The organism is Massilia aquatica (assembly GCF_011682045.1).
GTDB classification, from domain to species: Bacteria; Pseudomonadota; Gammaproteobacteria; order Burkholderiales; family Burkholderiaceae_D; genus Telluria_A; species Telluria_A aquatica.
The window spans coordinates 210,225-235,855 of the sequence record NZ_VVIW01000002.1; the positions used below are offsets into that span (position 1 = coordinate 210,225).

Annotated in this window: 25 protein-coding genes; 12 read left to right on the forward strand and 13 right to left on the reverse strand. The window is 63.6% G+C overall.

Annotated elements, in window-relative coordinates; all coding sequences use genetic code 11:
- Positions 1-15: 15 nt before the first annotated feature.
- The 4 genes from F1609_RS03985 to F1609_RS04000 all read right to left on the reverse strand — a co-directional run bounded on the left by F1609_RS03985 (position 16) and on the right by F1609_RS04000 (position 5,040).
- Positions 16-606 carry an acyltransferase gene (locus F1609_RS03985; RefSeq protein WP_167074929.1) on the reverse strand — a complete coding sequence of 197 codons (591 nt, stop codon included), beginning with the start codon at positions 604-606 and terminating at the stop codon, positions 16-18.
- Positions 607-608: 2 nt separating this feature from the next.
- A complete protein-coding gene (locus F1609_RS03990; RefSeq protein ID WP_167074931.1) occupies positions 609-1,670 on the reverse strand; it encodes a Gfo/Idh/MocA family protein in 1,062 nt (353 codons plus the stop codon).
- Between the two features lie 36 nt (positions 1,671-1,706).
- Entirely contained in the window at positions 1,707-3,035 is a 1,329-nt protein-coding gene (locus F1609_RS03995) for a nucleotide sugar dehydrogenase (RefSeq protein WP_167074932.1), read from the reverse strand.
- A 76-nt stretch (positions 3,036-3,111) separates the two neighbouring features.
- The gene (locus F1609_RS04000; protein ID WP_167074934.1) at positions 3,112-5,040 is read right to left on the reverse strand and encodes a polysaccharide biosynthesis protein; all 1,929 of its coding nucleotides are present in this window, start codon (positions 5,038-5,040) and stop codon (positions 3,112-3,114) included.
- A 544-nt stretch (positions 5,041-5,584) separates the two neighbouring features.
- Here F1609_RS04000 and dnaK point away from each other — a divergent pair.
- A complete protein-coding gene (gene dnaK, locus F1609_RS04005; protein WP_167074936.1) occupies positions 5,585-7,501 on the forward strand; it encodes a molecular chaperone DnaK in 1,917 nt (638 codons plus the stop codon).
- A gap of 112 nt (positions 7,502-7,613) precedes the next feature.
- Positions 7,614-8,264 (forward strand): glycoside hydrolase family 19 protein, encoded by a 651-nt coding sequence (locus F1609_RS04010; protein WP_167074938.1) that lies wholly within the window; start codon positions 7,614-7,616, stop codon positions 8,262-8,264.
- A gap of 150 nt (positions 8,265-8,414) precedes the next feature.
- On the opposite strand, the gene F1609_RS04015 is transcribed toward F1609_RS04010, so the two are convergent.
- The gene (locus tag F1609_RS04015) at positions 8,415-9,503 is read right to left on the reverse strand and encodes an N-acetylmuramoyl-L-alanine amidase-like domain-containing protein (protein WP_167074940.1); all 1,089 of its coding nucleotides are present in this window, start codon (positions 9,501-9,503) and stop codon (positions 8,415-8,417) included.
- Between the two features lie 497 nt (positions 9,504-10,000).
- Between F1609_RS04015 and F1609_RS04020 the strand changes: the two genes are divergently transcribed.
- The 4 genes from F1609_RS04020 (at position 10,001) to F1609_RS04035 (ending at position 12,361) form a co-directional block, all read left to right on the forward strand.
- Positions 10,001-10,159: a hypothetical protein gene (locus F1609_RS04020; RefSeq protein WP_166869967.1), complete on the forward strand. Its 159-nt coding sequence runs from the start codon at positions 10,001-10,003 to the stop codon at positions 10,157-10,159.
- Positions 10,160-10,254: 95 nt separating this feature from the next.
- The gene (locus F1609_RS04025) at positions 10,255-10,431 is read left to right on the forward strand and encodes a hypothetical protein (protein WP_164557843.1); all 177 of its coding nucleotides are present in this window, start codon (positions 10,255-10,257) and stop codon (positions 10,429-10,431) included.
- Between the two features lie 180 nt (positions 10,432-10,611).
- Complete coding sequence (locus F1609_RS04030) at positions 10,612-11,439, forward strand: hypothetical protein (RefSeq protein ID WP_167074942.1); 828 nt, start codon at positions 10,612-10,614, stop codon at positions 11,437-11,439.
- A 61-nt stretch (positions 11,440-11,500) separates the two neighbouring features.
- Positions 11,501-12,361 (forward strand): hypothetical protein, encoded by an 861-nt coding sequence (locus F1609_RS04035; RefSeq protein ID WP_167074944.1) that lies wholly within the window; start codon positions 11,501-11,503, stop codon positions 12,359-12,361.
- Between the two features lie 4 nt (positions 12,362-12,365).
- Here F1609_RS04035 and F1609_RS04040 read toward each other — a convergent pair whose 3' ends face one another.
- Entirely contained in the window at positions 12,366-13,259 is an 894-nt protein-coding gene (locus F1609_RS04040) for a LysR family transcriptional regulator ArgP (RefSeq protein WP_229421635.1), read from the reverse strand.
- 112 nt (positions 13,260-13,371) lie between these two features.
- Between F1609_RS04040 and F1609_RS04045 the strand changes: the two genes are divergently transcribed.
- The 5 genes from F1609_RS04045 (at position 13,372) to F1609_RS04065 (ending at position 16,986) form a co-directional block, all read left to right on the forward strand.
- Positions 13,372-13,983 (forward strand): LysE/ArgO family amino acid transporter, encoded by a 612-nt coding sequence (locus F1609_RS04045; protein ID WP_167074948.1) that lies wholly within the window; start codon positions 13,372-13,374, stop codon positions 13,981-13,983.
- A gap of 115 nt (positions 13,984-14,098) precedes the next feature.
- Positions 14,099-14,473, forward strand: coding sequence for a LiaF transmembrane domain-containing protein (locus tag F1609_RS04050; RefSeq protein WP_167074950.1), 375 nt, complete (start codon positions 14,099-14,101; stop codon positions 14,471-14,473).
- Positions 14,463-15,215 (forward strand): LiaI-LiaF-like domain-containing protein, encoded by a 753-nt coding sequence (locus tag F1609_RS04055; protein ID WP_167074952.1) that lies wholly within the window; start codon positions 14,463-14,465, stop codon positions 15,213-15,215. The genes F1609_RS04050 and F1609_RS04055 overlap by 11 nt, the downstream gene beginning before the upstream one ends.
- Positions 15,215-16,276, forward strand: a complete 1,062-nt coding sequence (locus F1609_RS04060) for a sensor histidine kinase (RefSeq protein ID WP_167074954.1) — start codon at positions 15,215-15,217, stop codon at positions 16,274-16,276. The genes F1609_RS04055 and F1609_RS04060 overlap by 1 nt, the downstream gene beginning before the upstream one ends.
- Positions 16,264-16,986 carry a LytR/AlgR family response regulator transcription factor gene (locus tag F1609_RS04065; protein ID WP_167074956.1) on the forward strand — a complete coding sequence of 241 codons (723 nt, stop codon included), beginning with the start codon at positions 16,264-16,266 and terminating at the stop codon, positions 16,984-16,986. The genes F1609_RS04060 and F1609_RS04065 overlap by 13 nt, the downstream gene beginning before the upstream one ends.
- Positions 16,987-16,995: 9 nt before the next feature.
- On the opposite strand, the gene F1609_RS04070 is transcribed toward F1609_RS04065, so the two are convergent.
- The 3 genes from F1609_RS04070 to F1609_RS04080 form a co-directional block, all read right to left on the reverse strand.
- Positions 16,996-19,239: an ATP-dependent DNA helicase gene (locus F1609_RS04070; RefSeq protein WP_167074958.1), complete on the reverse strand. Its 2,244-nt coding sequence runs from the start codon at positions 19,237-19,239 to the stop codon at positions 16,996-16,998.
- On the reverse strand, positions 19,236-20,888 hold the full coding sequence (locus F1609_RS04075) for a VRR-NUC domain-containing protein (protein WP_167074960.1): 1,653 nt from the start codon (positions 20,886-20,888) through the stop codon (positions 19,236-19,238). Before F1609_RS04075 ends, F1609_RS04070 begins: the two co-directional genes overlap by 4 nt.
- Positions 20,889-20,979: 91 nt before the next feature.
- The gene (locus F1609_RS04080; protein ID WP_167074962.1) at positions 20,980-21,786 is read right to left on the reverse strand and encodes a hypothetical protein; all 807 of its coding nucleotides are present in this window, start codon (positions 21,784-21,786) and stop codon (positions 20,980-20,982) included.
- A 250-nt stretch (positions 21,787-22,036) separates the two neighbouring features.
- Between F1609_RS04080 and F1609_RS04085 the strand changes: the two genes are divergently transcribed.
- Positions 22,037-22,528 carry an Hcp family type VI secretion system effector gene (locus tag F1609_RS04085; protein WP_167074964.1) on the forward strand — a complete coding sequence of 164 codons (492 nt, stop codon included), beginning with the start codon at positions 22,037-22,039 and terminating at the stop codon, positions 22,526-22,528.
- A 251-nt stretch (positions 22,529-22,779) separates the two neighbouring features.
- On the opposite strand, the gene phaP is transcribed toward F1609_RS04085, so the two are convergent.
- From phaP to F1609_RS04105, 4 genes are all read right to left on the reverse strand, one after another.
- Complete coding sequence (gene phaP, locus F1609_RS04090; RefSeq protein ID WP_167074966.1) at positions 22,780-23,325, reverse strand: TIGR01841 family phasin; 546 nt, start codon at positions 23,323-23,325, stop codon at positions 22,780-22,782.
- Between the two features lie 74 nt (positions 23,326-23,399).
- The gene (locus F1609_RS04095; protein WP_167074968.1) at positions 23,400-23,606 is read right to left on the reverse strand and encodes a hypothetical protein; all 207 of its coding nucleotides are present in this window, start codon (positions 23,604-23,606) and stop codon (positions 23,400-23,402) included.
- 55 nt (positions 23,607-23,661) lie between these two features.
- On the reverse strand, positions 23,662-24,393 hold the full coding sequence (locus F1609_RS04100; protein ID WP_167074970.1) for a hypothetical protein: 732 nt from the start codon (positions 24,391-24,393) through the stop codon (positions 23,662-23,664).
- A gap of 48 nt (positions 24,394-24,441) precedes the next feature.
- Positions 24,442-25,515, reverse strand: a complete 1,074-nt coding sequence (locus tag F1609_RS04105; protein WP_167074971.1) for a serine hydrolase domain-containing protein — start codon at positions 25,513-25,515, stop codon at positions 24,442-24,444.
- Positions 25,516-25,631 lie beyond the last annotated feature (116 nt).

Here is a 25,631-nt window from a genome sequence, read left to right on the forward strand (position 1 = left end):
TGACAGGTCAAGGGGTCAATGGGCTTCGTCCAGCAGGCGGCAGACGCCGCCGCGCACCTGGTAGCGCTCGCCCGTGTAGGGGCAGGTGGCGTCGCCGTCCGCGCCCCTGGGCAGCGCCAGTCGCTCGCCGAAGCGGCCGATCCAGCCGGTCTGGCGCGCCGGCACGCCCGCCATCAGCGCAAAATCGGGAACGTCGCGCGTGACCACGGCCCCGGCCGCGATGAAGGCGTAGCGGCCGATGGTCACGCCGCACACAATGGTGGCGTTGGCGCCGATCGAGGCGCCGCGCTTGACCAGGGTGGGCCGGTAGGCATCCTTGCGCACGATGGCCGCGCGCGGGTTCCAGACATTGGTAAACACCATGCTCGGGCCGCAGAACACCTCGTCCTCGATGGTCACGGCGTCGTACACCGACACATTGTTCTGGATCTTGCAGCGATCGCCGATCCGCACGTCGTTGCCGACGAATACGTTTTGCCCCAGGGAACAGCCGGCGCCGATGCGCGCGCCGCCGCACACATGGGCGAAATGCCAGACCCGCGTACCCGCGCCCAGAATGGCGCCGCGGTCGACAATGGCGCTCGCTTCGATAATGGCTTGATCCATAGTCAATACTCCAGAGGCAAGGCGACGCGCTTGCCGTCGCGCGCCGATTTATAGGCGGCAATGAGTACTTCGAGCGACTTGAGCCCCTCGCGGCCGTCGGTTTCGGGCTCGGCTTCGCCGCGCAGCACCTTGATCACATTGTCGTAATACAGCGGATGGCCGAAACCGTAGACCGAGGTGGTCTGGTAGCTGGCCTCATGCACGCGCGCATCGTCCTCGTCCGGTTCGGCAAACTCCCAGCGCTGCACTTCATTGACGGCCACCCCGCCGATGCGCACCGTGCCGCGCTCGCCCAGGATGGTGATCGAGCCTTCCAGGTTGCGCGGATAGGTCAGCATGGTCACGTTCATCGACCCGAGCGCGCCGTTGCGCCAGCGCAGGCTGATGACGCCCGTGTCTTCCACCTCGATATCGCGCGCCAGGGTGGCCGTGTAGGCTTGCAGGCTCTCGACCGGGCCGATGATCCAGTCGATCAGGTCGACGTAGTGGCTGGCCTGGTTCATGAAGGCGCCGCCGTCGTATTCCCAGGTGCCGCGCCACCTGGCGCTGTTGTAATAGTCGTCCGGGCGGGTCCAGAACACGTTCAGGTTGACCATGTAAATGCGCCCGAAGCGCTTTTTATCGACCGCGCTTTTGAGCAGCTGCAAAGTGGCATTGCGCCGGTTCTGCTTGACCACGAACATGCGCACCCCGGCCGTGTCGCACGCCGCCACCATGCGCTTGCCGTCTTCCCAGCGCGTGGCCATGGGTTTTTCGGTGATCACATGGCGCCCGGCCCCGGCGATCTGGACCGCCTGTTCCGGATGCAGGCCGGACGGGGTGCAGATGATGAAGGCGTCGGCGCTGCACCTGGCCAGCATCTCGGCCAAGGTGCGGTAGGGACGGGCGCCGGTGCGGGCGGCGGCGGCGGCCAGCGCCACCGGGTCGATATCGCACACCCCGGCCAGTTCGCAGCGGTCTTCGTGCTGGGCGATGGCGTTGAAATGGTTGTTGGCAATGCGCCCGCAGCCGACCAGCGCGAAGCGGATGCGGCGGTCGGTGACGGGGGGCGGGTAGGTACGCATGAGGTTCTCCATTGGCTGTGGTTCAGGCACGGCCGGTCAGGCCTTGACCACGTTCGGCATCCGGTCCAGGTAAACGCCCCTGGTGTCGACGATCAGGGCGGCGTGCTCGGCGATCAGCGCGTAGTCGAAGGCGCTGTGGCTGGTGGCGAGCAGCAGCACGTCGTAGGACGCGATCGACGCCGCCGTCAACGGCACGCTGGCCAGGTCGAAATGGTGTTCGCGCATCTTTGGAAACACCGGCACGTGCGGGTCGGAATAGTCGACCAGGGCGCCCTTGGCGCGCAGGATTTCCATCAGCTCGACCGAAGGCGATTCGCGCATGTCTTCGACGTTTTTCTTGTAGGCGATGCCGAGCACCAGCACGCGGCTGCCGCGGATCGAGCGCGAGCGTTCGTTGAGGGCGTCGGCCAGCTTGCCGATGACCCAGTGCGGCATGTCGCTGTTGATCTCGCCGGCCAGCTCGATGAAGCGCGTGTGCAGGCCGTACTGGCGCGCCTTCCAGGTGAGATAGAACGGGTCGATCGGAATGCAGTGCCCGCCCAGGCCCGGCCCCGGATAATAGGGCGTGAAGCCGAACGGCTTGGTGGCGGCGGCGCGGATCACCTCGTGGATATCGATATCCATCTTGTCGGCGATGATCTTCATTTCGTTGACCAGGCCGATATTGACGGCGCGGTGGATGTTTTCGAGCAGCTTGGTCAGCTCGGCGGCGCGGGTAGAGCTGACCGGCACCACCTGGTCGATGGCCGGGCTGTACAGAGCGACGCCGGCGCGCAGGCAGGCTGGCGTGTCGCCGCCGCACACCTTGGGAATGGTGCGGGTTTCAAAGTCGGGGTTGCCGGGGTCTTCGCGCTCGGGCGAAAACACCAGGAAGATGTCTTCGCCGACGCTCAAGCCGCGCGCTGCCAGGCGCGGACGCAGTTCCTCGTCCGTCGTGCCGGGGTAGGTGGTGCTTTCGAGCGAGACCACCTGGCCGGCGCGTACATACGGCAGCAGGGCGTCGGCGGTGGCCAGCACGAACGACAGGTCCGGCTCGCGGTAGGCACCCAGCGGGGTCGGCACGCAAATGATCAGGGCGTCGGCCTCGGCGGCGCGGGCAAAATCGCTGGTCGCTTCGAAGCCGGCCGCCAGCGCGGCCCCGATGGCGCTGCTGGAAATATGCTCGATATAGCTGACGCCGGTATTTAAGCGCGTGACCTTGGACGGATCGATATCGATGCCGAGCACGCGGAAACCGGCTTCCGAATAACGCAGGCTGAGCGGCAAACCCACATAACCGAGGCCGATAATGCCGATCACGGCAGTCCGGTTGTCGAGTTTGTCGATCAGCTTCGTCAAATGGCTGCTTGAATGTTGGTCGCGCATGGATAATATCTCCGTACAGAATCGTGAATGGGGTCCCGATAAAAACGCAGCCCTGGCGTTTGAGAATGGCCGGTATTTATTCAATGCGGTGCGGCGAGAAATTGCGTAATAATGCCGGCCGGTTTTTGTCAAGCGGCGCCACCATCGGCGGCGGAATAACCGGGCGTGCTGCATTTGGCTGCGGGGTATAATCGGATACGATTGCCTTGACCATCGATTCGATCATGCCGCGGTCGTGCGTATTGCAGGCAAGCATCAGGCAAGTGATATAGGTGTCGAGCACGCCGGGATCGAGCGCGTGTTCTTTCATGCGCATGATGCGCGGATGGTCGCTTGGAAAAACCGTGCCGTCGGTCAGCAATTCCTCGTACAGTTTTTCCCCAGGAAACAAGCCGACAAACTTGAGTCCGATGTCGCCGGCCGGGTTTTGCGCCGTCTTTTCGGTCAGGCCCGACATCATGATCATGGTGCGCGCCAGGTCGACGATGCGGACCGGCTCGCCCATGTCGAGCACGAACACATCGCCGCCCTTGGCCATGGCGCCGGCCTGGATCACCAGCTGCGCCGCCTCCGCGATCAGCATGAAATAGCGCGTCACGTCCGGATGGGTGATGGTGAGCGGCCCGCCCTCGGCCAGCTGGCGCTGGAACAGGGGAATCACCGAGCCGGACGACCCCAGCACATTGCCGAAGCGCACCATGCAAAAGGTCGTTTCCGGCCCGTGCACGGCGGCAGCCGCCTGGAAGATCAGCTCGGCAATGCGCTTGCTCGCGCCCATGATATTGGTCGGGCGCACCGCCTTGTCGCTGGAAATGAGCACGCAGGTCGGCACCTTGAACTTGCCTGCGGCGGCGGCGATCACCTGCGAACCGCGCACGTTGTTGCGCAGCCCCGCGACGATGTTGCTCTCGACCAGAGGCACGTGCTTGTAGGCGGCCGCATGGTAAATCGTGTCAATCGGGTTTTCCTGGAAGATGCGATCGACCAGGCGCGCGCTGCATACCGAGCCCAGGTGCGCCTTGATGCGCATCTCCGGGTGGCGCCCGAGCAACTCCTGGCGGATTGTGTACAGCGCGAACTCGGAATGGTCGACCAGGTGCAGCTCGGCCGGCGCCAGGGTGGCGATCTGGCGGCACAGCTCGCTTCCGATGGAGCCGCCGGCGCCGGTGACCAGCACCCGCTTGCCGCGCACGCAGCGGTCGAACAGGTCGGTGCGCGGCGGTACCGGCTGGCGCCCCAGCAAGTCCTCGAACTTGAGGTCGCGCACTGCATGTACCGGACTCGCGCCATCGGCCAGGTCGAGCAGGCGGCACAGGATGCGGGTGTTGACGCCCACCATGGCCAGGCGCTGCATGATTTCGCGCAAGCGCTGCGGCGACACCGACGGCAGCGCAATGATCACCGAGCGCACGCCCAGGCTGCGCACGGTCTCGGCCAGGTTGCTGGTGTGAAACACCCGGAGGCCGGCGATGGTGCGCTGGTGCAGGGCGCGCTTGTCGTCGAAAAAGCAAACGGGACGGTACTCATTGCTGGTGCGCATGGTCAGCGCCAGTTGCGCGCCGGGCTCGCCGGCACCGTAGATAGCCACCGCATGATCGGGCTGGGCCGCATCGTTCATCTGCCGGCGCAAGAAGTTGCGCACCGTCATGCGCGAGGTGACCACGTACGAAAACGCGATAAACCAGTAAATCACCAGCGCGCTGCGTGGGAAACTCTGGTCGTTCATGCCGATCATGATCAGATACACCGACAGGGTCGCCAATGCCAGGGTGCAGCCGGTGACCGCCAGCATGCGCTGGTCGATAAAGCGGATCACCGCGCGGTACAGGTCCGACAGCGAGAATGCGCCCACCGTCAGCAGCGGCACCAGCACATACGCGGCCAGCGGGTACTGCATGGCCGACGCGGCGTCGCCCACGCGCAGCAGCATCGCCGCCAGAAAACACAGCGGCAGCGCCAGCAGATCGACCACGACCATCAGCGCGATTTTGGCGGTGCGGTGCATGGTGACCAATTCGGTACAGAATTGGCTGAGCGGTTTGCGAATAAGCGTCTGCATGGCTGAAATGGGCGATCAATTAGCGTGGTTTATCTAGTGAATATCATGTGCTGCCGGTTTGGATTGCTCGCGTATTTACATTCCGATATTAATATAATGCGCCGCTTAGATCACTTATCCACGCGTAAGTTTATTATCCTGCCTGCTTGATGATGTTGATTTGATCATCCTCAACGGCTGACTTAGCTTAAAAATTGCCTGTTGGCTTTGATTGGGATTTAGAATGAATTGCAAATGGAAATAATAATTGTCGATGCGTAGAGGAGAAAACGGTGGATTATCCGAACGGCTGTGGGAAACGGCGCAGCAAACAGCGGGCTGATACATTCGGACCCGGCCGATGCACGCATCGTAAAAGCCGCTAAGTTTGATATAGATCGACTCTACCCATCTTTGCGGGAGCATTTTTGCGCGCGCGCGGTCTATTGAATGACGACCGCGCCGCGCACTTCGGGTGTGCCGGTTGGCAAACTATTTCAAGGAGGAGGATATGAGCAAGATGATCGGTATCGATCTCGGCACCACCAATTCCTGCGTCGCCGTAATGGAAGGCGGCCAGGCCCGCGTGATCGAGAACGCCGAGGGCGCGCGCACCACGCCCTCGGTGGTGGCCTACCTGGACAATGGCGACATCCTGGTCGGCGCCCCGGCCAAGCGCCAGGCGGTGACCAACCCGCAAAACACGCTGTTCGCCGTCAAGCGCCTGATCGGGCGCAAGTTCGACGAAGCCGAAGTGCAGAAAGACATCCACCTGATGCCTTTCAAGATCGTGCGCGCAGACAATGGCGACGCCTGGGTCGAGGTGCGCGGCAAGCGCCTGGCGCCCCAGCAAGTGTCGGCCGACGTGCTGCGCAAGATGAAAAAGACGGCCGAGGATTACCTGGGCGGGCCGGTCAGCGACGCCGTCATCACGGTGCCCGCCTATTTTAATGACGCCCAGCGCCAGGCCACCAAAGATGCCGGCCGCATCGCCGGGCTGGAAGTGCGCCGCATCATCAACGAACCGACCGCCGCCGCGCTGGCGTTCGGGCTCGACAAGGCCGCGCGCGGCGAGCGCAAGGTGGCCGTGTACGACCTGGGCGGCGGCACCTTCGATATTTCCATCATCGAGATCGCCGAGCTCGAAGGCGACAAGCAGTTCGAGGTGCTTTCCACCAATGGCGACACCTTTCTCGGCGGCGAAGATTTCGACCAGCGCGTGATCGACCACATCATTAGCGAGTTCAAGAAGCAGAGTGGCATCGATCTGGGGCGCGACCCGATCGCCTTGCAGCGCATCAAGAGCTCGGCCGAACGCGCCAAGATCGAGCTGTCCACGACCCAGCAGACCGACATCAACGAGCCCTACATTGCCATGGCCAACGGCGCGCCCGCCCACCTCAACCTGCGCCTGTCGCGCGCCACCCTGGAAGCCCTGGTCGACGAACTGATCGACCGCACCATCGCGCCATGCCAGCTGGCGCTCGAGGATGCCGGCCTCACCAGGGAACAGATCGCTGACGTCATCCTGGTCGGCGGCATGACGCGCATGCCCAAGGTGCAGGAAAAGGTGCGCGAATTTTTCGGGCGCGATGCGCGCAAGGATGTCAACCCGGACGAAGCGGTGGCGGTCGGGGCGGCCATCCAGGGAGCGGTGCTGTCCGGCGAGCGCTCCGATGTGCTGTTGATGGATGTCACCCCGCTGTCGCTCGGCATCGAAACCCTGGGCGGGGTGATGACTAAAATGATCCCGCGCAACACCACCATTCCCACCAAATTCAGCCAGGTGTTTTCGACCGCCGACGACAAGCAGCCGGCGGTGACCGTCAAGGTCTACCAGGGCGAGCGCGAAGTCGTGGCTGGCAACAAGTTGCTGGGCGAATTCAATCTGGTCGGCATCGCACCGGCGCCGCGCGGCATGCCGCAGATCGAGGTCAGTTTCGATATCGACGCCAACGGCATTTTGCATGTCAGCGCGGTGGACAAGGCGACCGGCAAGGCCAACCAGGTGACCATCAAGGCCAATTCCGGCCTGAGCGAAACCGAGATCCAGAAAATGGTGCAGGACGCGCTGGCCCATGCCGACGAAGACCGGCGCGCGCGTGAACTGGCGGATGCGCGCAACCGGGGCGATGCGCTGGTGCATGCCACCCGAAAACAGCTCGACGAACATGGCGCCGGGCTCGACGCGGCCGTGCGCGAGCGCATCCAGGCCGCCATCGACAGTCTCGAGAATGCCTTGCGCAGCGGCGGCAAGGAAGAGATCGAGACGCGCATCGCGGCCTTGTCCGGCGCGGCCCAGGCGATTGGGGAAAAACTGTACCAGCAGCAAGCGGGCGCGGCGGAGCAGGGCGGCGCCGGGCAAGCCAGGCCCGGGCAGGATGACGATGTGGTGGACGCCGACTTCCGGGAGGTGCGCGACGGCTGAAATTCTCTGCGGAATGGGCTGGAGCCGGTAAACCGGCATCGTTTGATGCGCTTGGTGACCGCTGTCGGCAGAATCAATACGATGGAAGCTACCGCACTGTGAAGGAGCCGCCATGGCCGGGCCTGTCGTCATCACGCTCGGCGAGATCGACCAGCTTGCTCCACGCGCACTCCCGGTCTACCGCATGGCCTTTGGCGAAGAACAGCATTTCCTTGAGCAGTTCGGCATCGCCGCGTCCGCATTGCGCGTGAGCCACTTCATGGCGCAGGTCTTGCACGAATCGGCGGCGTTGACGCGCACGGTTGAAAACTTGCGTTACAGCGCGCAGCGCTTGTCGAAGGTGTGGCCGCAGCGTTTTCATCCGCGCGGTCCGCTCGATCCTGCCGATTACGCCGACGACGAAGTCAGGCTTGCCAATGCGGTGTATGGCGGCCGGCTGGGCAACGACCGTCCCGGAGACGGATATCTTTACCGCGGTCGTGGATTGTTGCAGCTGACTGGAAAGGACAGCTATGCACAGGCGACTGCAACACTCCAGAGCGTCTATCCGTCGGCGCCCGACTTCGTGGCCGATCCGGAGGCGGTGCTATCGGCACGCTGGTGTCTGGGCGCGGCGGCGGCAATCTGGACTGCGAAGGAGTGCAACGAAGCGGCCGATGCCAACAACATCGTGCTGGTGACTACCCGCATCAACGGCGGCACGGTCGGCCTGGCCGAGCGGCGCCGCTGGCTGGCACGCACGCGCGACGTGTGGGGTAACTGAAGTTTGGCGAGGGTAAAGTGGGGCGAGAATCCGCGTCGCCCCCGCGCAGGCGCGCGCAGGCGGGGGTCCAAGTTCGTTTCGTAGCCAGTGTCTGAAAACGCAAGCGTGTGTCCGAGCCAGCGTCATTGGTCAGCGCCTGCTACACAACAATCAACGGCTGACCGACCCCGCTGGCCCTTTTGCAACCGCCGTCGCCTTGCCCACAAGCGCCGCCGGTGGTCCAGGACGCGGCTGCGGCGCGGCCGGCGGCACCACGATATGGTCATTCAAGCGCAAGAACTTGAACCCGGCCAGCTTCATGCCGTTCTTGCCATTTCGTTCTTCGCGTGCCGCCGTGCGTGCAAAAAACGCGTCAAAGCTTTCCTCGCGCACTTGTGGCTCGGCCGAATTCAAGAAGTTACGCTGCCCATTCGCATCGACCACGATCAAACCGACGTGCGACGCCCATAACTTGCCGCCACGCGTGGAAATCACGTTGACCAGATCGCCATCCTGCAATTGACCGACAACACTGGCAACCTTGTCCTTGGTCACGTACATTTCCTGGCTCAGTTGCACCGGAGTGCTGCTGGCCGTGTTGTGGCGCATCTTCAGGAATGCCGCGCGGTCGATTTTCATGTCGTAGGCCGAGGCGTCCGCGCCGGCCAGCAGCGCGCTGACGTCCGACACCAGCCACGCATTATTGATATTCCAATCCACCTCGGTGTAATGATTGCGCGTCGCCACGCCAACCACGCCATCCTTGTAGCGGATGCGTTGCAGCATCCAGAAGAACTCTTCCCACGACTGGCTCAGCGCCATCGCATAGGTGTGTTCGGCGAACACGACGCAGTCGCTCGCCTGCAGGCTGAACATCGGCAGGTTATCGTGCAGTTCGTACGGATACTCGCCCAGTAAGTTCAATACATACGGCTGACCGATATTCTTGCGGCCGATTGCGGCGATGCGCTTGCGCAGGTCCGGTTCGGCAGTATGCATATACGCGATGTAACGCCCGACTTCGGCCGGCGTCATCTGGTAAATCTGCTTGCGCTGCAATGTGGCGAGGTCGAACGGCGGCGCGGCGGGAGCGGACGGCGCCGCAATCACCGGCGCGGGCGTCGGCGGCGGCAGGGCCGCCGGTGCAGGTACGGCAGGCGGCGGCACGATGGCCGGCGCTGCCACGGCAGGCGGCGCCGGTGGCGCGCTGGCGCAACCGGCCAGGATGGCACTAAGTACAACGAGGGGAGCGAGACGCATCGGGAACCAATCTTGAACGCTAAAGCGACAAGCTAACCGCTGTCACTGCGTTTGACAATGGAAATGTGTTGCGCGCGCACAAGGAAGTTGCAGCTTGCCGTTCCGGCATTGCAGATAGTGATAGATGAAATGGCATGGGCGCGCCTTCAGCGCGCGGTGTCAGACCTGACACCAGCTGTTTTTGGAGAAAGCAAAACGGCGTCGATTCGCTGTCGATTGACGGCGGCGCCTCATCGTATAGCGCCCGCAGGTACAGGATCTCTGCGATGGTTCCTGAAAAGCCCGGACACGATGTTGGCGCAAGTGTGCGCCAACGAACGGTTGGGTTCCAGCTCAGCACTTATGATGAAGCTGTGTGAGTGAGGGGCCCAGCGGCAAAGTCCAACGGTGACGCCTCCTCAGCAGGTTAGCCGGTCGCCTCGAGGATCGGCACCAATTCTTGACGCCAGCGCATGCAGTGCGCCGGCGGTGATCAACAAACGGAAGCGGAGGTCGTCATGCCTGCCATTAGCCAGCCACCCAAGCATCTCGTGCGCGAATATCTTCAACGCCGCTCGCGCGATCCGAAGCCGCCGCCATCGCCCGAAGAAATCCGGCGCGAACTCGGATGGGGTTTGCTGCTTCCGGGCTTGAAGTTGGCGCCGGTACGCCGCTGACTGCCTCCTGTCCTACAAGAACCTTGCACTTTGTCCTATTTTTTCTGTAGCATCGTTCTACCATAATCCTAAAAACATCAACACAGGAGTATCAAATGACAAATCGAATCGGTAACAAAGACATCGCCCAACATCGTGGCAAAGCCGAGAAAAAAGATATCAAGCGCACCAACATCGCGCGCGAAGCCATCAAGAAGGCAATTGCCGCTTCCAAATACCGCAATCAGGTCCGCAATCAGCCTGCGCCAGAGGCATTCCTGCCACCGGCCTGATGCCCGCCTGAAGTCACGACAAAAACCCGCACCGGCAACGCTGCGGGTTTTTTGTTGTCGGTGTGGCGTCAAGGGCGCAATGTGCAGGAATGATTTCATAATTTGCCCATAAGCAATGTCAGACGACAGTGCGCGGCTATGCTGTTGATTGCAAATTCTTGCATTCAACGGAGTCCACCCATGAAGATATTTCCCCGGCACTTTCTGGTGATATCCGCCATCCTGTTGTTGAGCGCATGCAGCGATGACAGCGACGAGTCGGCACCGGAACAGGAAGCACCAGAGCTTCCGCAGGCCGCCGAGCAGGCCCATGCGGCGTCCGTTTTGCCAAAAGTTGATTTTTGGGCGCCGCTGCTGGCCGGAATCGCTGGTACCTACGATAGCGAATGTGAACCTGTCGATGTGAACGTGCCGGGAATGCAGGCGATACCACCGTTACCTGGGCCGATCGTGGTGATGGCCGATGGGAACGTGCGATCCGCAGGTCAATCGCTCAACTTGCGCACGCAGATCGTCTCGACCCTGGAGCGAAGACGTCAGGCCGGCCAAGCGGTCAATCTGTCCATGGGCACAATGACTGAGAAGATGATGACGTTTTCGCTGGAACAACGGGACCGCCGCAACTGGATCATGTTCGGCATGCCGTACAGTCTCAAGCGATGCAAGATAGCCCGCCCTTTGCCGCTCAGCCGTCAGAGTCTTTACACCACCTATGCCAAGGTCCTCGATGCCAACTTGCAAGTGGAATGCATAAGCGCCGGAGGGTTAAAAATGGATGTGCATCCTTACAAATTGGCGAAAGGCATTCTTGACTTTGAGGGGCGCCTTGTCGATCTTAAAGATCCAAGCCATGAAATTGTGACGATTCATGCGGATGCCGGATTCGTTTACAGCGCGGAGTTGCCCGACGAGGAGCATCTCATCATCACATTGGACGCGCAAGGCCAGTTGACTCAACTTTTCTTGACGCGCAAAAAGAGCCGGGCAATCGTGTGCTCCACCAAATGATGACAAAAGGCCCACTTCGATTATGATGCTATTGCAAATTTTTGCAGGCAATGGAGTAAAGATGATCAAGTCCTCTCGGCGTGCGTCGCTGGTCCTTATGTCGGCGGCCATGTTGCTGTTGAGCGCGTGCGGCAAAAAACAAACTGAGCCGACCACCCCGGATGACAATGGCCGCGAGACCGCCGTCCTTGCGCAAGCGGATACCGCCAAAGCGGAGCTTGTCAAACCTGACAGCGCGCCCGCATTGCCAAACGCCGACTACATGTCGCCGGCACTCGCCGCGCTGGCGGGCACTTACGGCGGCAACTGCGCCCCGATCGGCGGCGGCGATGAAAAGAAATCCCCGCCGACTTGGCCTTTCACGCTTGCCGCGGACGGCAAGATCAGCGCACCGGCAGGCGCCTACGAGCTCGGACTGTCCGGCGCGATCATGATGGTGCGGCAGCAAGCTCCCGACGGCGGCGCTGCTAACTTCAGCGCAGCGATCAAGACCGATACCTTGATGGTGTCAATCGAAGAGGACAAGGATCGTTCAGACGGCGTGTTGCGCATCAATGAAGACGCGGCAAAATGTTCCAACAGCAAACCGTCCGGCTTGTATCGCCAGAGCATCTATGCCCGGTATGCCAAGGTGCTGGATGCAAAAATGCCGCTGACGTGCACGTCGCCGCCGGGTGTTGACAGCGTTCGTGTCGATTACGCGCTGGCGAATGGGGTCATCCAAGCTGGCGAAGAACGTGTCGACTTGAATAATTTGCGGATGGAGACGCTGAATGTCGTACCGGGAGACAAATTCAACTTCATCGCAACGACCTTCAATGGCGAGCAAGTCGCGATCGATCTCGACGCGCAAGGCCGGATGACGCAGTTCGGCATCATGCGCATCGGCGGCAAATCGCTCAATTGTGTGAGAAACCGGTAAACGCTCACCCCGGCTGCCGCAACGCCGCCCGCGTCACCTCGATCAGGCGCGCACTGAGGCGCTCCAGCTTGGGCGACTGCACCCGCCATGCATGCCAGTACAGCATCACATCGGTCGGCTTGGCGGGCGCCAGGTCGAGCAGCGCGCCGGTGTCGATATCGTCCCTGAACTGCTGCTCCGGCACCATGCCGTAACCGAGCCCCAGCCGCACCGCATGGGTGAAGGCGTCGCTCGACGGAATGTAGTGGCAGGGATAACTGCCCGGCGGCAGTCCCAATTCGCGCAATAAAAACGCCGCCTGCAAGGCATCCTTGCGGTCGAACACCATCACCGGCGCGCGCCGCGCCGCCTCGCGCTGCAAGCCGTCCGGAAACCAGCGTGCCGCGAACGCCGGCGTGGCGAGCAGGCGGTAGCGCATTGCGCCCAGCTGCTCCACCGTGCAGCCGCGCATCGGCTGCGCTTCGCTCGATACGCCGGCCAGCGCCGCTCCCTGCGACAGCAAGGTGTAGGTATGGTCCTGGTCGTCGAGCGCGATGTCGAGCAGGATCTGTTCCTCGATCAGGAACGAGGCCAACCCCGGCAGCAGCCAGGTCGCCAGCGTATCGTTATTGACCGCCAGGGCGATGCTCAGGGGATGCGCATCGCTGTCGGCCGATTCCGCCAGAAACTCGGCTTCCAGCAGGCGGCTGCGGCGCAGGTATTGCACCAGGCGTTGGCCGGCATGCGTGGCGCGGCACGGTTTGCCGCGCACCAGCAGCGGCATGCCCAGCTCGCTCTCGAGCGCGCTGATCCGTTGCGACACCGCCGACGGCGTCAGGTGGAGCAGGACGGCAGCCTGCTCGAAACTGCCGCTGTCGATCACGGCCAGCAACGCTTCGCCCTTGCGCGTATCGAGCATGGTCACGCTCCACATTAGAAAAATTTAATTATACGTAGAAAAGTTAATTCAGCTTCACTTGCCGCCACCAATATTGCAAACTCGCATCTTCTAGTGACCGAGCGGAGTCTGCATGCCCTACCTTTCCACGTTTTTCAACGGCCTGGCCCTGTGCTTCGGGCTGATTGTCGCCATCGGCTCGCAAAATGCCCACGTGCTGCGCATGGGCCTCAAGCGGGAACACGTGGGCTTGACGGTGGCCGCCTGCATCCTGATCGACGCCGCGCTGATCGGGCTCGGCGTGGCGGGCGTGGGCAGCCTGGTGCAATCGTCGCCCCTGCTGCTGGGTGCGGCGCGCTGGGGCGGGGCGGCATTCCTGCTGTGGTACGGCCTGCGCAGCTGGCGCGCCGTGTTCGCCGACGCCGCCCTCACGGCCGGGCCGGCCACGGTGCGCAGCAGTGCCCGCCAGGCGCTGGCCAGCGTGATCGCGCTGTCGCTGCTCAACCCGCACGTCTACCTCGATACCGTGGTCCTGCTCGGCGCCATCGGCGGCAACTTTGCGCCGCAAGAACGCCCGGCCTTCGCGCTGGGCGCCATGAGCGCCTCGGCCCTGTGGTTCTGCGCCCTTGGTTACGGCGCCACCCGGCTGTCCGGCCTGTTTGCCCGTCCCGCCGCATGGAAATGGATCGACGCCATCACCGGCACCATGATGCTGGCGCTGTCGGCCTCGGTGGCGTTCGGCTAGGAGCTTCGCGCTGGCGCCGCCATTCACCGGGCGCCAGCCGCCGTTGGCCGAAATCCGCTGGGCAGCGCTTGCGCGCTGTTGTATCGTTGCGCCTGAACTGACTACAGGAGCAATCGTGTCGAATAAATCCTCTTATGAATGGCGCAAGCAGATGATGTGGGGCCTGCTGCTGATCGGCTTCGGCACCGTTGTGCTGCTCGACCGGCTCGGCGTCTATTACGCCGATGGCCTCTGGCATTACGCGCCGCTGGTGCTGACCGTCATGGGCGTGAATAAAATGATCGGTTTCCCGACCGCCAAGGACTTCACCATGGGCCTGTGGATGGTGTTCGCCAGCCTGTGGCTGTTCGCCGTGTTCGAGCACCTGTTCGGACTGACCTTCAGCAACGGCTGGCCGGTTCCGGTGATTTTCTGCGGCGTGACCATGATCCTGGAACCGTTCATCGAACGCCGCCTCGCGCCCGGCACGGAGCCGTCCAATGAAAAATAAAGCCCGCATCTCCGGCGTACCCAACCAGGTCTGGGTCGGCCTGGCGGTGATCGCCTTCGGCATGCTGTACCTGCTCGACAACCTGTACATCATCGACCGCCGCCAGGTCACGCATTACTGGCCGGTGCTGGTCGTCATCTTCGGCCTGGTCAAGGTGGCCGACGCCGGCTCGCGCCACGAACGCATGGTGTTCGGCCTGATCGCCGCCGCCGGCGTGGTCCTCACGCTCAACCGCCTCGGCTACGGCTACCTGTTCAACGCCCGCACCCTGTGGCCGGTGCTGGTGATCTTGCTCGGCATCGGCGTGGTCCACAAAGCCCTGCGCAAACGCGATGCGCCGCGCGGCATGCCGCTCAAGGACGACGCCTACCCAGGCCCAAGCGCCGCGGCCAGGCCCGGCGCCGCTCCCGACAGCGACGGCGTGGTCGATATCACGGCCATCCTCGGCGGCTTCCAGCGCCGTATCAGCACCCCGGACTTCCGTGGCGGCGACATCAGTGCCCTGATGGGCGGCTGCGAGCTCGATTTGCGCGAGTCGTCCATCGTCGGCGACGCTGAACTGAATGTGTTCGCCGTCATGGGCGGCATCACGATCAGGTGTCCGCCCGACTGGACCATCATCCTCAAGGGCGTGCCGGTGCTCGGCGGCTTCGAAGAAAAAACCGCCCCCGCGCCGGACCCCGGCAAGCGCCTCACCATCCGCGGTTACGCCATCATGGGCGGCGTGGAAGTGCGCAACTGATGCAGGGACCGTTCTCCACGCGGCGCGGCGCGGGGCTGTACCTGCTCGCGTGGCTGCTGCTGGCGATCGTGTTCGCGGGCCTGATCGTGGCCGCCACCGGCGCCGCATGGACCGACGGTTTGCTGTTTACCGTCCCGGTGACGCTGCTGTATGCCTGCGCCACCGGGTTTTCCAGCTACTACCTGTGCCGCGCCTATCCGCTCAGCGAGCGCGGCGCCATTTCCGTGTTGCTGGTGTTCGCGGTCGCCGCCGTCGTGGCCAGTGTGGTGTGGACCGCGCTGTGCATCGCCTGGAACCACGCGTGCGCCGCCATTGCCATGAGCGCGCCCTTGCAGGCGGCAATCTTCGGCATGGGCGTGATCCTGTACGCGCTGTGCGCCGTGGCGCATTACCTGGCGCTCGAATCCGGGCGCGCGCGCGCCGCCGAACGGCGCGAACTCGAAGCGGCGCTCATGGCGCAGGACGCCGAGCTGCGCATGCTGCGCACCCAGATCGATCCGCATTTTCTGTTCAACAGCCTCAATTCGATCAGCGCGCTCACCTCGATCGACCCGGCGCGCGCGCGCGACATGACGCTGCGCCTGGCCGATTTTTTTCGTTACAGCCTTGGCCTGGAGGCGGGCCGCAAGGTCACCCTGGAAGCGGAAACGGCGCTGGCGATGCATTTTATCGCCATCGAAAAAGTGCGTTTCGGCGCGCGCCTGAACATCGAGCAGGCGATCGACGCCGGCGCGCTCGGCTGCCTGCTGCCGCCGATGATCCTGCAACCGCTGGTCGAAAACGCCGTCAAGCACGGCATCGCCCACCTGACCGGCGGCGGCACCATCCGCATCGCGGCGCAGCGTGCCGGTTCGGTCCTGAAAATCGTCGTGGAAAACGATATCGACGACGATCCGCCGGCCGTGGGCGGCCATGGCATCGGCCTTGCCAGCGTACGCCAGCGCCTCGCGGCCACCTACGGCCACGAGGCCGGCATCGCCTGGACGCGCGAAGCGCACCAGTTCCGGGTGGCGCTGTCGCTGCCCTTTCAGACCATGGAGATTGACCCATGCGCGTCATAATCGTCGACGATGAAGACCTGGCCCGTGGCCTGGTGCGCGAATTTTTGGCGCGCCATGCCGACATCGAGATCGTGGCCGAATGCGCCAACGGCTTCGACGCCGTCAAGGCCATCACCGACTTGGCGCCGGACCTTGTCTTCCTCGACATCCAGATGCCCAAGCTGAACGGCTTCGACGTGGTGGAACTGGCTGGCAGCAAGGCGCGCTATATCTTCGTGACCGCTTACGACCAGTACGCGCTCAAGGCCTTCGATATCCACGCCGTCGATTACCTGCTCAAGCCATTCAGCCAGCAGCGCCTGGACGCGGCGCTGGCGCATGCGCGCACCAGCGTCAAGCAGGGCGGCGTCGACGCGGTGCTGCGCGAGTCCGCGTTGCGCGGCAAGCCGCTGGAGCGGGTCTTGATTCGTGACGGGGCTCGCGTGCACATCATCGCCGCCGGCCAGATCGAGTATATCGAAGCGCAGGACGATTACGTGCGCATCAGCGCCGGCGGCAAGCACTATTTAAAGAACCAGCGGCTGGCGGAACTCGAAAGCCAGCTGGACCCGGCAGTGTTCGTGCGCGTTCACCGCTCCTGGATGCTCAATCTGGGCGCCATCGACCGCATCGAGCAGGGCCGCGACAGCCACTGCGCGATCCTCAGGGACGCCACCCGCATTCCGGTCAGCCGCAGCGGTTACCAGAAGCTCATGGCCCTGATTGGCTGACGACGGGTTTCATCCCGCCTGGTCCACATGCCACCAGCGCGGCAGCAGGTCGCGCACCTCGGGCTGCGCAAAGCGGTCGTCGATCAGGTACACCACCCCACGGTCGCCCTCCGTGCGGATCACGCGGCCGGCCGCCTGCACCACCTTCTGCATGCCCGGATACAAATACGTGTAGTCGTAGCCCGCCCCGAAGGTGGCCTGCATGCGCTGGCGGATCTGCTCATTGACCGGGTTCATTTGCGGTAGCCCCAGCGTGGCGATAAACGCCCCGATCAGGCGCGCCCCCGGCAGGTCGATCCCTTCGCCGAACGCGCCGCCCAGCACTGCAAACCCGACCCCGCGGCTCTCGAGCGTGAAGCGCCCCAGGAACGTATCGCGCTCGGTTTCAAGCATGCGGCGCGGCTGGCGGAACACGGGAATGTCGGGATAATCGCGCTCGACCCGTTCGGCCACCTGCTCCAGGTAATCGAAGCTGCTGAAAAACGCCAGGTAATTGCCCGGCGCCTGCGCATACTGGCGCGCGATCAGCGCCGCAATCGGCGCCACCGACCTGGCCCGGTGCGTGAAGCGCGTCGAGATATCGCGCACCACATGCACGCTTAACTGGTCCGCCACAAAGGGCGAGTCGATGTCGACCCACGCTGTATCGGGCGGCAGGCCAAGCGCGTCGCTGTAGTAGTTCCAGGGACTGAGCGTGGCCGAAAACAGGGCCGTCGCATGGGCCAGTGCAAAGCGGGGTTTCAGGAACGGTGCCGGCACGATATTGCGGATCGCCAGCGTGGATGCGTGCGCGCCATCGCGCGTGCAGTCGACCATCGAATGCTCGCCAAAGGTCTCGGCCAGGCGCGCGAAGTGCAGGGCGTTGAAGTAAAAGCGCTGCAGGTCCGGCTCCATCGGCCCGGAATGTTCGGCCAGGTAGTCGGTGATCGCGCTCGACGCGCTTTGCAGCGCATCGAGCAGTTTTTCGGGCGGTGCGTCCAGCACCTCGTAATCGGCGCCATCTTTCGAGGGCCAGTTGCGTCCCACCTTGTCGAGCGCCTTTTTCAGGTGCGCGGGCGCCACCGCGCGCGCCGAGCGCAAGGCGCCGCGTTCCAGGTCGGCCGAATACATCTTGCGCGCGCGCGAGACCATATTGTGCGCTTCGTCCACCAGCACGCTGACCCTCCACTGGTTGGCCAGCGCCAGAGCGTACAGCATGGCGCCCATGTCGAAGTAGTAGTTGTAGTCCCCCACCACCACGTCGCTCCAGCGCGCCATTTCGCTGCCCAGATAGTATGGACAGACCTGGTGCGCCAGCGCGACCTCGCGCAAGCCTTCGCGGCCCAGCAGCGCCACCTCGCGCGCCGCACTGCGCGCCGCCGGCAGGCGATCGTAGAAGCCTTTCGCCAGCGGACACGAATCGCCGTGGCAGGCTTTGTCGGGATGCTCGCATGCCTTGTCGCGCGCGACCAGTTCCAGCACGCGCAGCGGCATGCCAGGCGCGCTGCGCTTGATCGCTTCGGCCGCGTCGAGCGCCAGCTTGCGTCCCGGCGTCTTTGCGGCCAGGTAGAACACCTTGTCGAGCCGGTGCAGCGGCGCCGCTTTCAGTACCGGGAACAGGGTGCCGACGGTCTTGCCGATGCCGGTGGGCGCCTGCGCCAGCACGCAGCGCGCGCTGCTGTTGGCGCGGAAGATGGTTTCGGCCAGGTCGCGCTGGCCCGGGCGAAACGCCGGATGCGGAAAGCGCAGTGCGCCCAGCGCCGCGTCGCGCGCCTCGCGGTGCGCCAGCTCCTGCGCGGCCCACGCCACGAAGCGTTCGCACAGGCCGGCGAACATGGCGCGCAAATCAAGCGCGCTGCGGGTCTCGCGCAGCACCGTTTCGGTCTGCTTGCCGATATCGAAGTAGACCAGCGCCAGCGACACCTGCTCCAGATCGAGCTGGGCGCACAGCAGGTGGCCGTACACCCGCACCTGGGCCCAGTGCAGGTGGCGGTGGTTGGCCGGCATGCGATCGAGGTCGCCGCGGAAGGTCTTGATTTCTTCGATCAGGTTCTGGGCCGGGTCGTAGCCGTCGGCCCGGCCGCGCACCAGCAGCGGGCCGTACTCGCCCGACAGGCTGACTTCTTTCTGGTAGCCGGGACCGCGCCGCTCGGCCACCACGGCGTGCCCGGCGATGCCTTCCTGGGCGGTGGGCGAGGGCGTGAAGCGCAGATCGAGGTCGCCCTCTTTGGCGCTAAATTCGCACAGGGCGCGCACGGCGACGACATAGCTCACGCGACGGGCTCCGCCCACTGCAGATAGCAGACCGACACCGGCATCTGGTGCGCGGCGCAGTAGTCGATCCAGCGCAGCTGGTTGTCTTGCAGGCGGTCGCCCGGGCCTTTAACTTCGATCATGTTGTAGCGTCGCTCGGCCGGCCAGAACTGGATCAGGTCGGGAAAGCCGTTGCGGTTGGCCCTGATGTCGAGCAGGATGCGTTCGCACCATTTCTTCAGGTGCTCGGCGGGGATGCAGTCCAGCGCCATTTCCAGCAGCCCGGCGCCGAGCGCTTCCCAGGCCACGAACGGCGAGACGATGCCGCGCTTGCTGTCGTAGTTGGCGCGAATGGTGTCCCGGTAGCGGCCGTCGTCGAGCTGATCGAGGCAGGCGCGGAACTCGCGCTCGCGCCGGCGGTAGAAATCGGCGCTGTGCAGGTCGGCCGGGCCACGGTGGAACGGGTGGAAAAACGCGCCGGGAATGGCGCTGAAGACCGGGCCCCAGCACAGCAGCCCGAACAGGGAATTGATCAGCGCGTTCTCGACGTAGAACACGGGCGCGTCGGCGCTGGCCAGGTGGTCGCGCACGATGCCTTCTACCCACCAGTTCGCCTCTGAGGGCATCGGCAGCGACAGGTCGAGCCGCAGCACCGCCGGATTGCGCCGCGACGGCAGCGGCTGGTGCCCGAGCTGGCGGCGCAGGCGCGGGGCGATGCGCAGCAGTTGCTGGCGCTCGGCGTCGCTCTCGGGCGCGGCCTGGGCCCGTTCGAGCAGGGCGTGCGCCTCGGCGTAGCGCGCGTGCTTTTCCAGCACGCGGATGGCACGGCCGCGCGCACCGGGATAATTGCAGCAGGCGTACAGCTCGAAGGCCTGGCCCCAGTCCTTCTGCTTTTCCACGTGTTGCGCGATCTGGAACATCAGCCGTTCGCGCCGGCTGTCGATCCATTCGTTCTCGAAGCGCTCGCGCGGCAGGGTCGGCAGCACCTCGTCGAGCGCTTCGCCGGCGCGAAAGCGCTCCTTGCACTGGTGTAGGGCCAGATAGTCGTCGACGTCGCGGCGCGTGCGAAAGCCGCGCGAAGACGCTGAAAACTCCACCTTTTCGTACTGGAACAAGCCCAGGTCGGACAGGACGAATTCGGTCCAGTCCTGGCGCAGGTTGCCGAAGAAGATCAGGCGCAGGCGGTCGCACAGGTCTTTGACGGTGATGCTGTAGGCGGTGTCGGGCGAGTCGCGGTACCAGGCCGAAAACGCGCGCGCGTCGCCGAAGGCATCGCGCAGGGCGGCCAGCTGGTCGCCCTTGCGCGCGCTCTTTTCGTGCGGCGACAAGCTGAAAATGGCGCTGATTTCGGCCTTGAGCAGCAGCTCGAACACCTCGTCGAGCGAGAGCACCGGGTCGGCATGCACCCAGCCGGTGGGCAGCAGATGGCGCGCGGCCTCGACCGCGCAGCCGATTTCGGCGTAGTTGAGCTTGCTGGAGCGGAAAACCGTGCCTTTGCGCATGACCATGCGCACCAGCAGCGCGCGCGAGGCTTGCGGCAGCGACGGGAACGTGGCGATGAACAAGCGTTCCTCATCGGTCAGCAAGTCGTTGTAACGCCCGGCAATCCATTCCAGTACCTGATGGAAATTATCCAGGTAGTAGAACTCATTCTCAAGAACTTTGCGCATCGTGCTGCGGACCATCGACCAAACCCTGTAATTATGTACAGTATATCGTCAGTGGCCGGCAAACCCCAGCAAATTCGCCTCGGCGTGGTTTTCAGGGCTCGGACAGGTGGCGCCGGCGTGTCGCATGGCGCGTCGCCAGCATTGGCAGCGGTTGGGCCAGGTAGCGTCGCTGGACGCTGGCGTACGACAGCAGCGTGCCCAGCGCGCCGCCGTCGGCCCTTTGCCGTGCCGGGGCCGCCATGGATGCCAGCGCCGCCTTGCGTTTTACGGGGGAGGGCGCGACTTTGCGCGGCTCGTTGCGCAGCTCCTTGCGTGCGCCCGCGCGTGCAGGTTTTGCCGCTTTCAGGGCGGCCTGCTTGCCGGCCGCGTTCGGTTTGGCGTGCTCGCGCTGCTTGAGCGGCGTCTTGATTGCCGTCACCATCCTTGCCGGAGCCGGAGCCGGAGCCGGAGCCGGAGCCGGAGCCGGCGGCGCCGAAGGCTTGATTTCCGCCGCCGACAGCAGCACCAGCGGTGGCACCGGCGCCGCAGCGACGACCGGGCGCACCGGGGCTTCCTCTTTTTCATCGATGATCACGACCGGCTTGGCACCCGCCGCCAGCGCCAGGCCAGCGGTGCCCGGCTGGGGCTCGGCCTTGGCGGGAGCGGCGACCTTGAGCGCATGCGGCGAGTTGATGTTGTCGTACGTCAGCAGCGCCACCAGGGTGACCAGCATCACGACCGTGATGCATGCCGCCGCGCCAAGCACAATGCGCACATAGCGCACCCTGCTGGAAGCGCCGGTGGCGAACCTGCGCCCGACGGCGGCGTAGGCTTGCTGTTCGATATCGGACGAACGCCGGTTGCCCTGGCGCAGGTCGGGCTTGATGCTGGAATAAGAACTCTGGGCGGAAATGGACACGGACGACTCCCTGAAAGTGAGGATGCATTCCGATTAGAAACAATTCCATGAGGCACCTTCATGATATTTGTCGTGCTTCCAGGCTGGTGCGTGCCCTTGTTTGATCCAACGCAATCGTGCCCGGATTTGGCAACACGTCAGGCGAACTGGACTGAGCTTGATCATGCGCAATCGTCGTCCGCTGTGGGGCTCCGATAATGTCCTTCGCGTTCAATATCTCGCGTCCGATCCCTCACTCACGGAGACCACCATGGCAATCGACGTTTACTTGCAAATCGACGGCATCAAGGGCGAATCGACCGACAACCTGCACAAGGACTGGATCGAATGCCAGTCGGTGTCGTGGGGCGTGTCGCAGCCCAAATCGGCCACCGCGTCGACCAGCGGCGGCCATACCGCCGAGCGCTGCGAACACAGCGAGCTGTTCATCGCCAAGCTGGCCGACCTGGCCACGCCGCTGTTGCTGCAGAACTGCTCGTCCGGCAAGACGCTGCCGAAAGCCAAGCTGGAATTCATGCGCGCCGACGGCCAGGGCGAACGCATCAAGTATTTTGAAATGGAACTGGAAAACGTCCTGATCGGCACCGTCAGCCCGTCCGTGACCGAGGGCGACATCATGAGCGAACAGCTGGGGCTGAAGTATTCCAAGGTGAAGTGGAAATACACCCAGCAAAAGGTCGGCGGCGGCACGGGCGGCAATACCTCGGGCGGCTGGGACCTGGCGACCAACAAGGTGGTCTGATCCGCATCACCACCGGCAATAGCAACCGCCGTGGCGCAGGCTGCGGAACCTCTGGGAGAACATCGTGAGACAATTTGCACACCGGGCCGTCGACCGCCTCGCCACGCGCAAGCGCATTACCTTGCTGGTGCTGGTTATCATCGTTTGCGGCGGCGCGATGGCTTGACGCGACGCTTTCCGGACGTAAAAAAACCGCCGTACCGGATTGCCGGGCACGGCGGTTTTTTCATGCGGCCAGGAAGAAAGGGCGCCTAGGCGGCGTTTTTCTCATCGGGCGCGACCTGCGCGGTGGCCTTGGCGATCTGGTCTTCCACCACCTGCACGGCCTGGCGCGTGGCCTTGGTGACCTGCTCGTAGCCCTGGAAGGCGTTGTCGATCGCGGTCTTGATGATTTCGACGGCGTTTTCGGAGCCCGGCTTGACATTCTGGGTCACGTCGTAGATCAGCGCCGTGAGGGTGCTCTTGGCTTCGGCGATATGGGCGTCGGCGGCCTGCGTGAATTCGCTGTGGATGTCGTCGATGATTACCTTGAGCTGCTCGCCGTACTGCACCGCGCCGGCCATCGGCTTGGCGTGGGCGGCAGCGGCGTCCATTGCTGCTTTCGGGTCCTTGGCCTGGCTCATTTCCTTGCCCAGCGCCATCGAGCCGGCTACCGAATTTTTTGCAGTCGTCATGTTCAGCGAGACAACCTGTTCCACGCCTTGCACCGCCTTGCTGGTGAGGGCTTTAAAAGTCATCATCTGGAGTTCAAACAGCGTCTTGGTGGCGGATGCAAATTGTTCGGGATTCGTAAACATGGACTTCTCCTCAGTGTGAATGGATGTACTGGCAACCCTCAACCTTCAAGCTTCTCCTCTATGTTTTTTATCTATTATTTAGCAATAAGCAACTTCATGCAATGGCTATCTCGATAGGGACCGTCGACTTTTTCCCAGCCCGGTCCGAGCGGGGTCTGGTGGCACACCTGCTTGCCATCGGTTTTGCTGCGCCATGTGAACCAGGGCGCGGGCGCGGCCAGCAGCGCTGCGCTTGCGCAGGCGAGAAGAAAGGCCACAGCGGATTTGCGGGAAGTTGTCATATGCCAGAGCGAGCATAGCCTGTTGGCGCCGCAAGTCAAGCGTGCCGCGTGCTCATCAGAAGCGCGGCAGCACGCGATGGCGCAATTGGCGCAGATGGGGAACCGTGGGCGCCTCGGGTGCCCCGGCGGCCAGCCATTCGGCATGGGTCATGTTGTAGTACCCCGCGAGGCCTTGACCGATCAGCGGTTTGGCTGCCTCCAGGCCACCTGCACGGTATGCGGCGCTTATCGCAAGGCGCTCGCGATGGCAGGCACGCAGGTGCTCAGGTGAGGGATACAGGCGAAGGGGCGCAGGCTGTGCGGGCAAACGCGCCAGCGTCTCCCTGACTTCGTCGAGCGCGGCGGAGCATGCTTCGAGTTCCTGCGGCAGCGTTTCGCCGCAAGCGCCAAGCGCCAGCCGCAGGACAGTTCTTCCGTGCGCAAGCGTGGGCAGGCGCCGGCTCAGGTGCGCCGCGTACATCGGCTGCGGCGCCAGCGCAGCCAGCCAGGCCCCCCAGTTGGCTTCCTGCCAGGCGCCCGAGAACAGCAGGTCGCACAGCAGGTGCTCGTCCAGCATGCCCGTCGCTTTGCGGTACAGATAGAACGGCGCAAGCGGTTCGCAGCATATATCCGGGTACGCGGCGACAAATTTTTGATAGTCGCGGCCTGCTCTGTTGAAGCGCTCCAGGACGCGGCAGACGCTCTTGTCCGACAAACTCAGGTAAAACGCCGATCCGGCTTCGAACAGCAGGTACGAGGCGTCGTCCGGATGGTAGTAGGGCGTACGATAAGGAAGTTTGGGTGGCATGGCTGCACAGGCGACGATCGGAAGTCGCCCGTATTATCGCATTGAACGTTAGAGCGGCGGCTCTCCCAGGTAGTGTTCCGCGACCACTTCCAGCAGAAAGGCGATGTCGGTCTCGGAGCGGTTGGTCAGCACGATGACCGTCAGACCATCGTCGACGAAGCGCGTGGCCTGCGTGGTAAATCCCTGCCACGCGCCGTCGTGCCAGACCGAAGTCCGCCCGAGCGTGGGCCAGGTCTCCCAGCCGAAACCGTAGGCTTTCGTGCTGCCGTCCTTGAGCGTGGTGGGCGTCCACATGGCTTGCTTGATCGCCGCGCCCAGCACGCTGTCGCCGTCGAGCGCGATGTGCCATTTGGCCAGGTCGCGCACAGTCAGGTACAGGCTGCCGTCGGCGGTGGTATTGAGCGTGGGCGAGACCCATTCCTGGTTCTTGAATTCGTCCCCGACCAGGTCGTAGCCGGCGGCGCGGTGCGGCACGATATCGCGCTCGCTGATGATGCGTGCCTGCATGCCTGCCGGTTCAAAGATGCGCTTGCGCAGCTGTTCGCCGTAGTGTTTTCCGCCCACGCGCGTGCACAGGATGCCCAGCAACTGGTAGCCATAATTGCTGTACGCCCATTTCGTCCCCGGCGCCGACTGGAGCGCCAGCCTGGCGCCTGCGCGTTGCAATTGCGCATCGGTGTAATCCTGATTCAGCTTGATGATATCGTCGGGATCGCGCAAACCGGCCGTGTGATTGAGCAAATGGCGCACCGTGATCTTTTTCCAGGCCGGCGGCGTGCCAGGTAAATGGCGCGAAATCGGATCGTCGAGCTTGAGTTTGCCGTCGGACGCCAGCAACAGGACCAGCGCGGCGGTAAATTGTTTGCCCAGCGAGCCGGATTGGAACACGGTATCGGGCGTCACAGCCACCTGGTGCTCCAGGTTGGCCATGCCGTAACCGGCTTGCTTGATGATTTTTCCCTCCTTGACGATGGCGATGGCGGCGCCGGGAATGCGCTGGCGCGCCATTTCGGCGTTGACGATGTCGTCAACCGGGTCGGCATGGACGGCGCCGCAGAGGGTCAAGGCGGAAAGGGACAAGGCAAAAACGGCGAGTATGCGGCCGGGCAAACGATCAATCATGGCGACTTTCTGGATGGGGATGATGTGGCTTGCATAAAACCGGCCGCACAACGCAAAACGCCGCAGCCTTTATGCAAGGACTGCGGCGCTTCTGGAATTCTGCGGGAATAGACTAA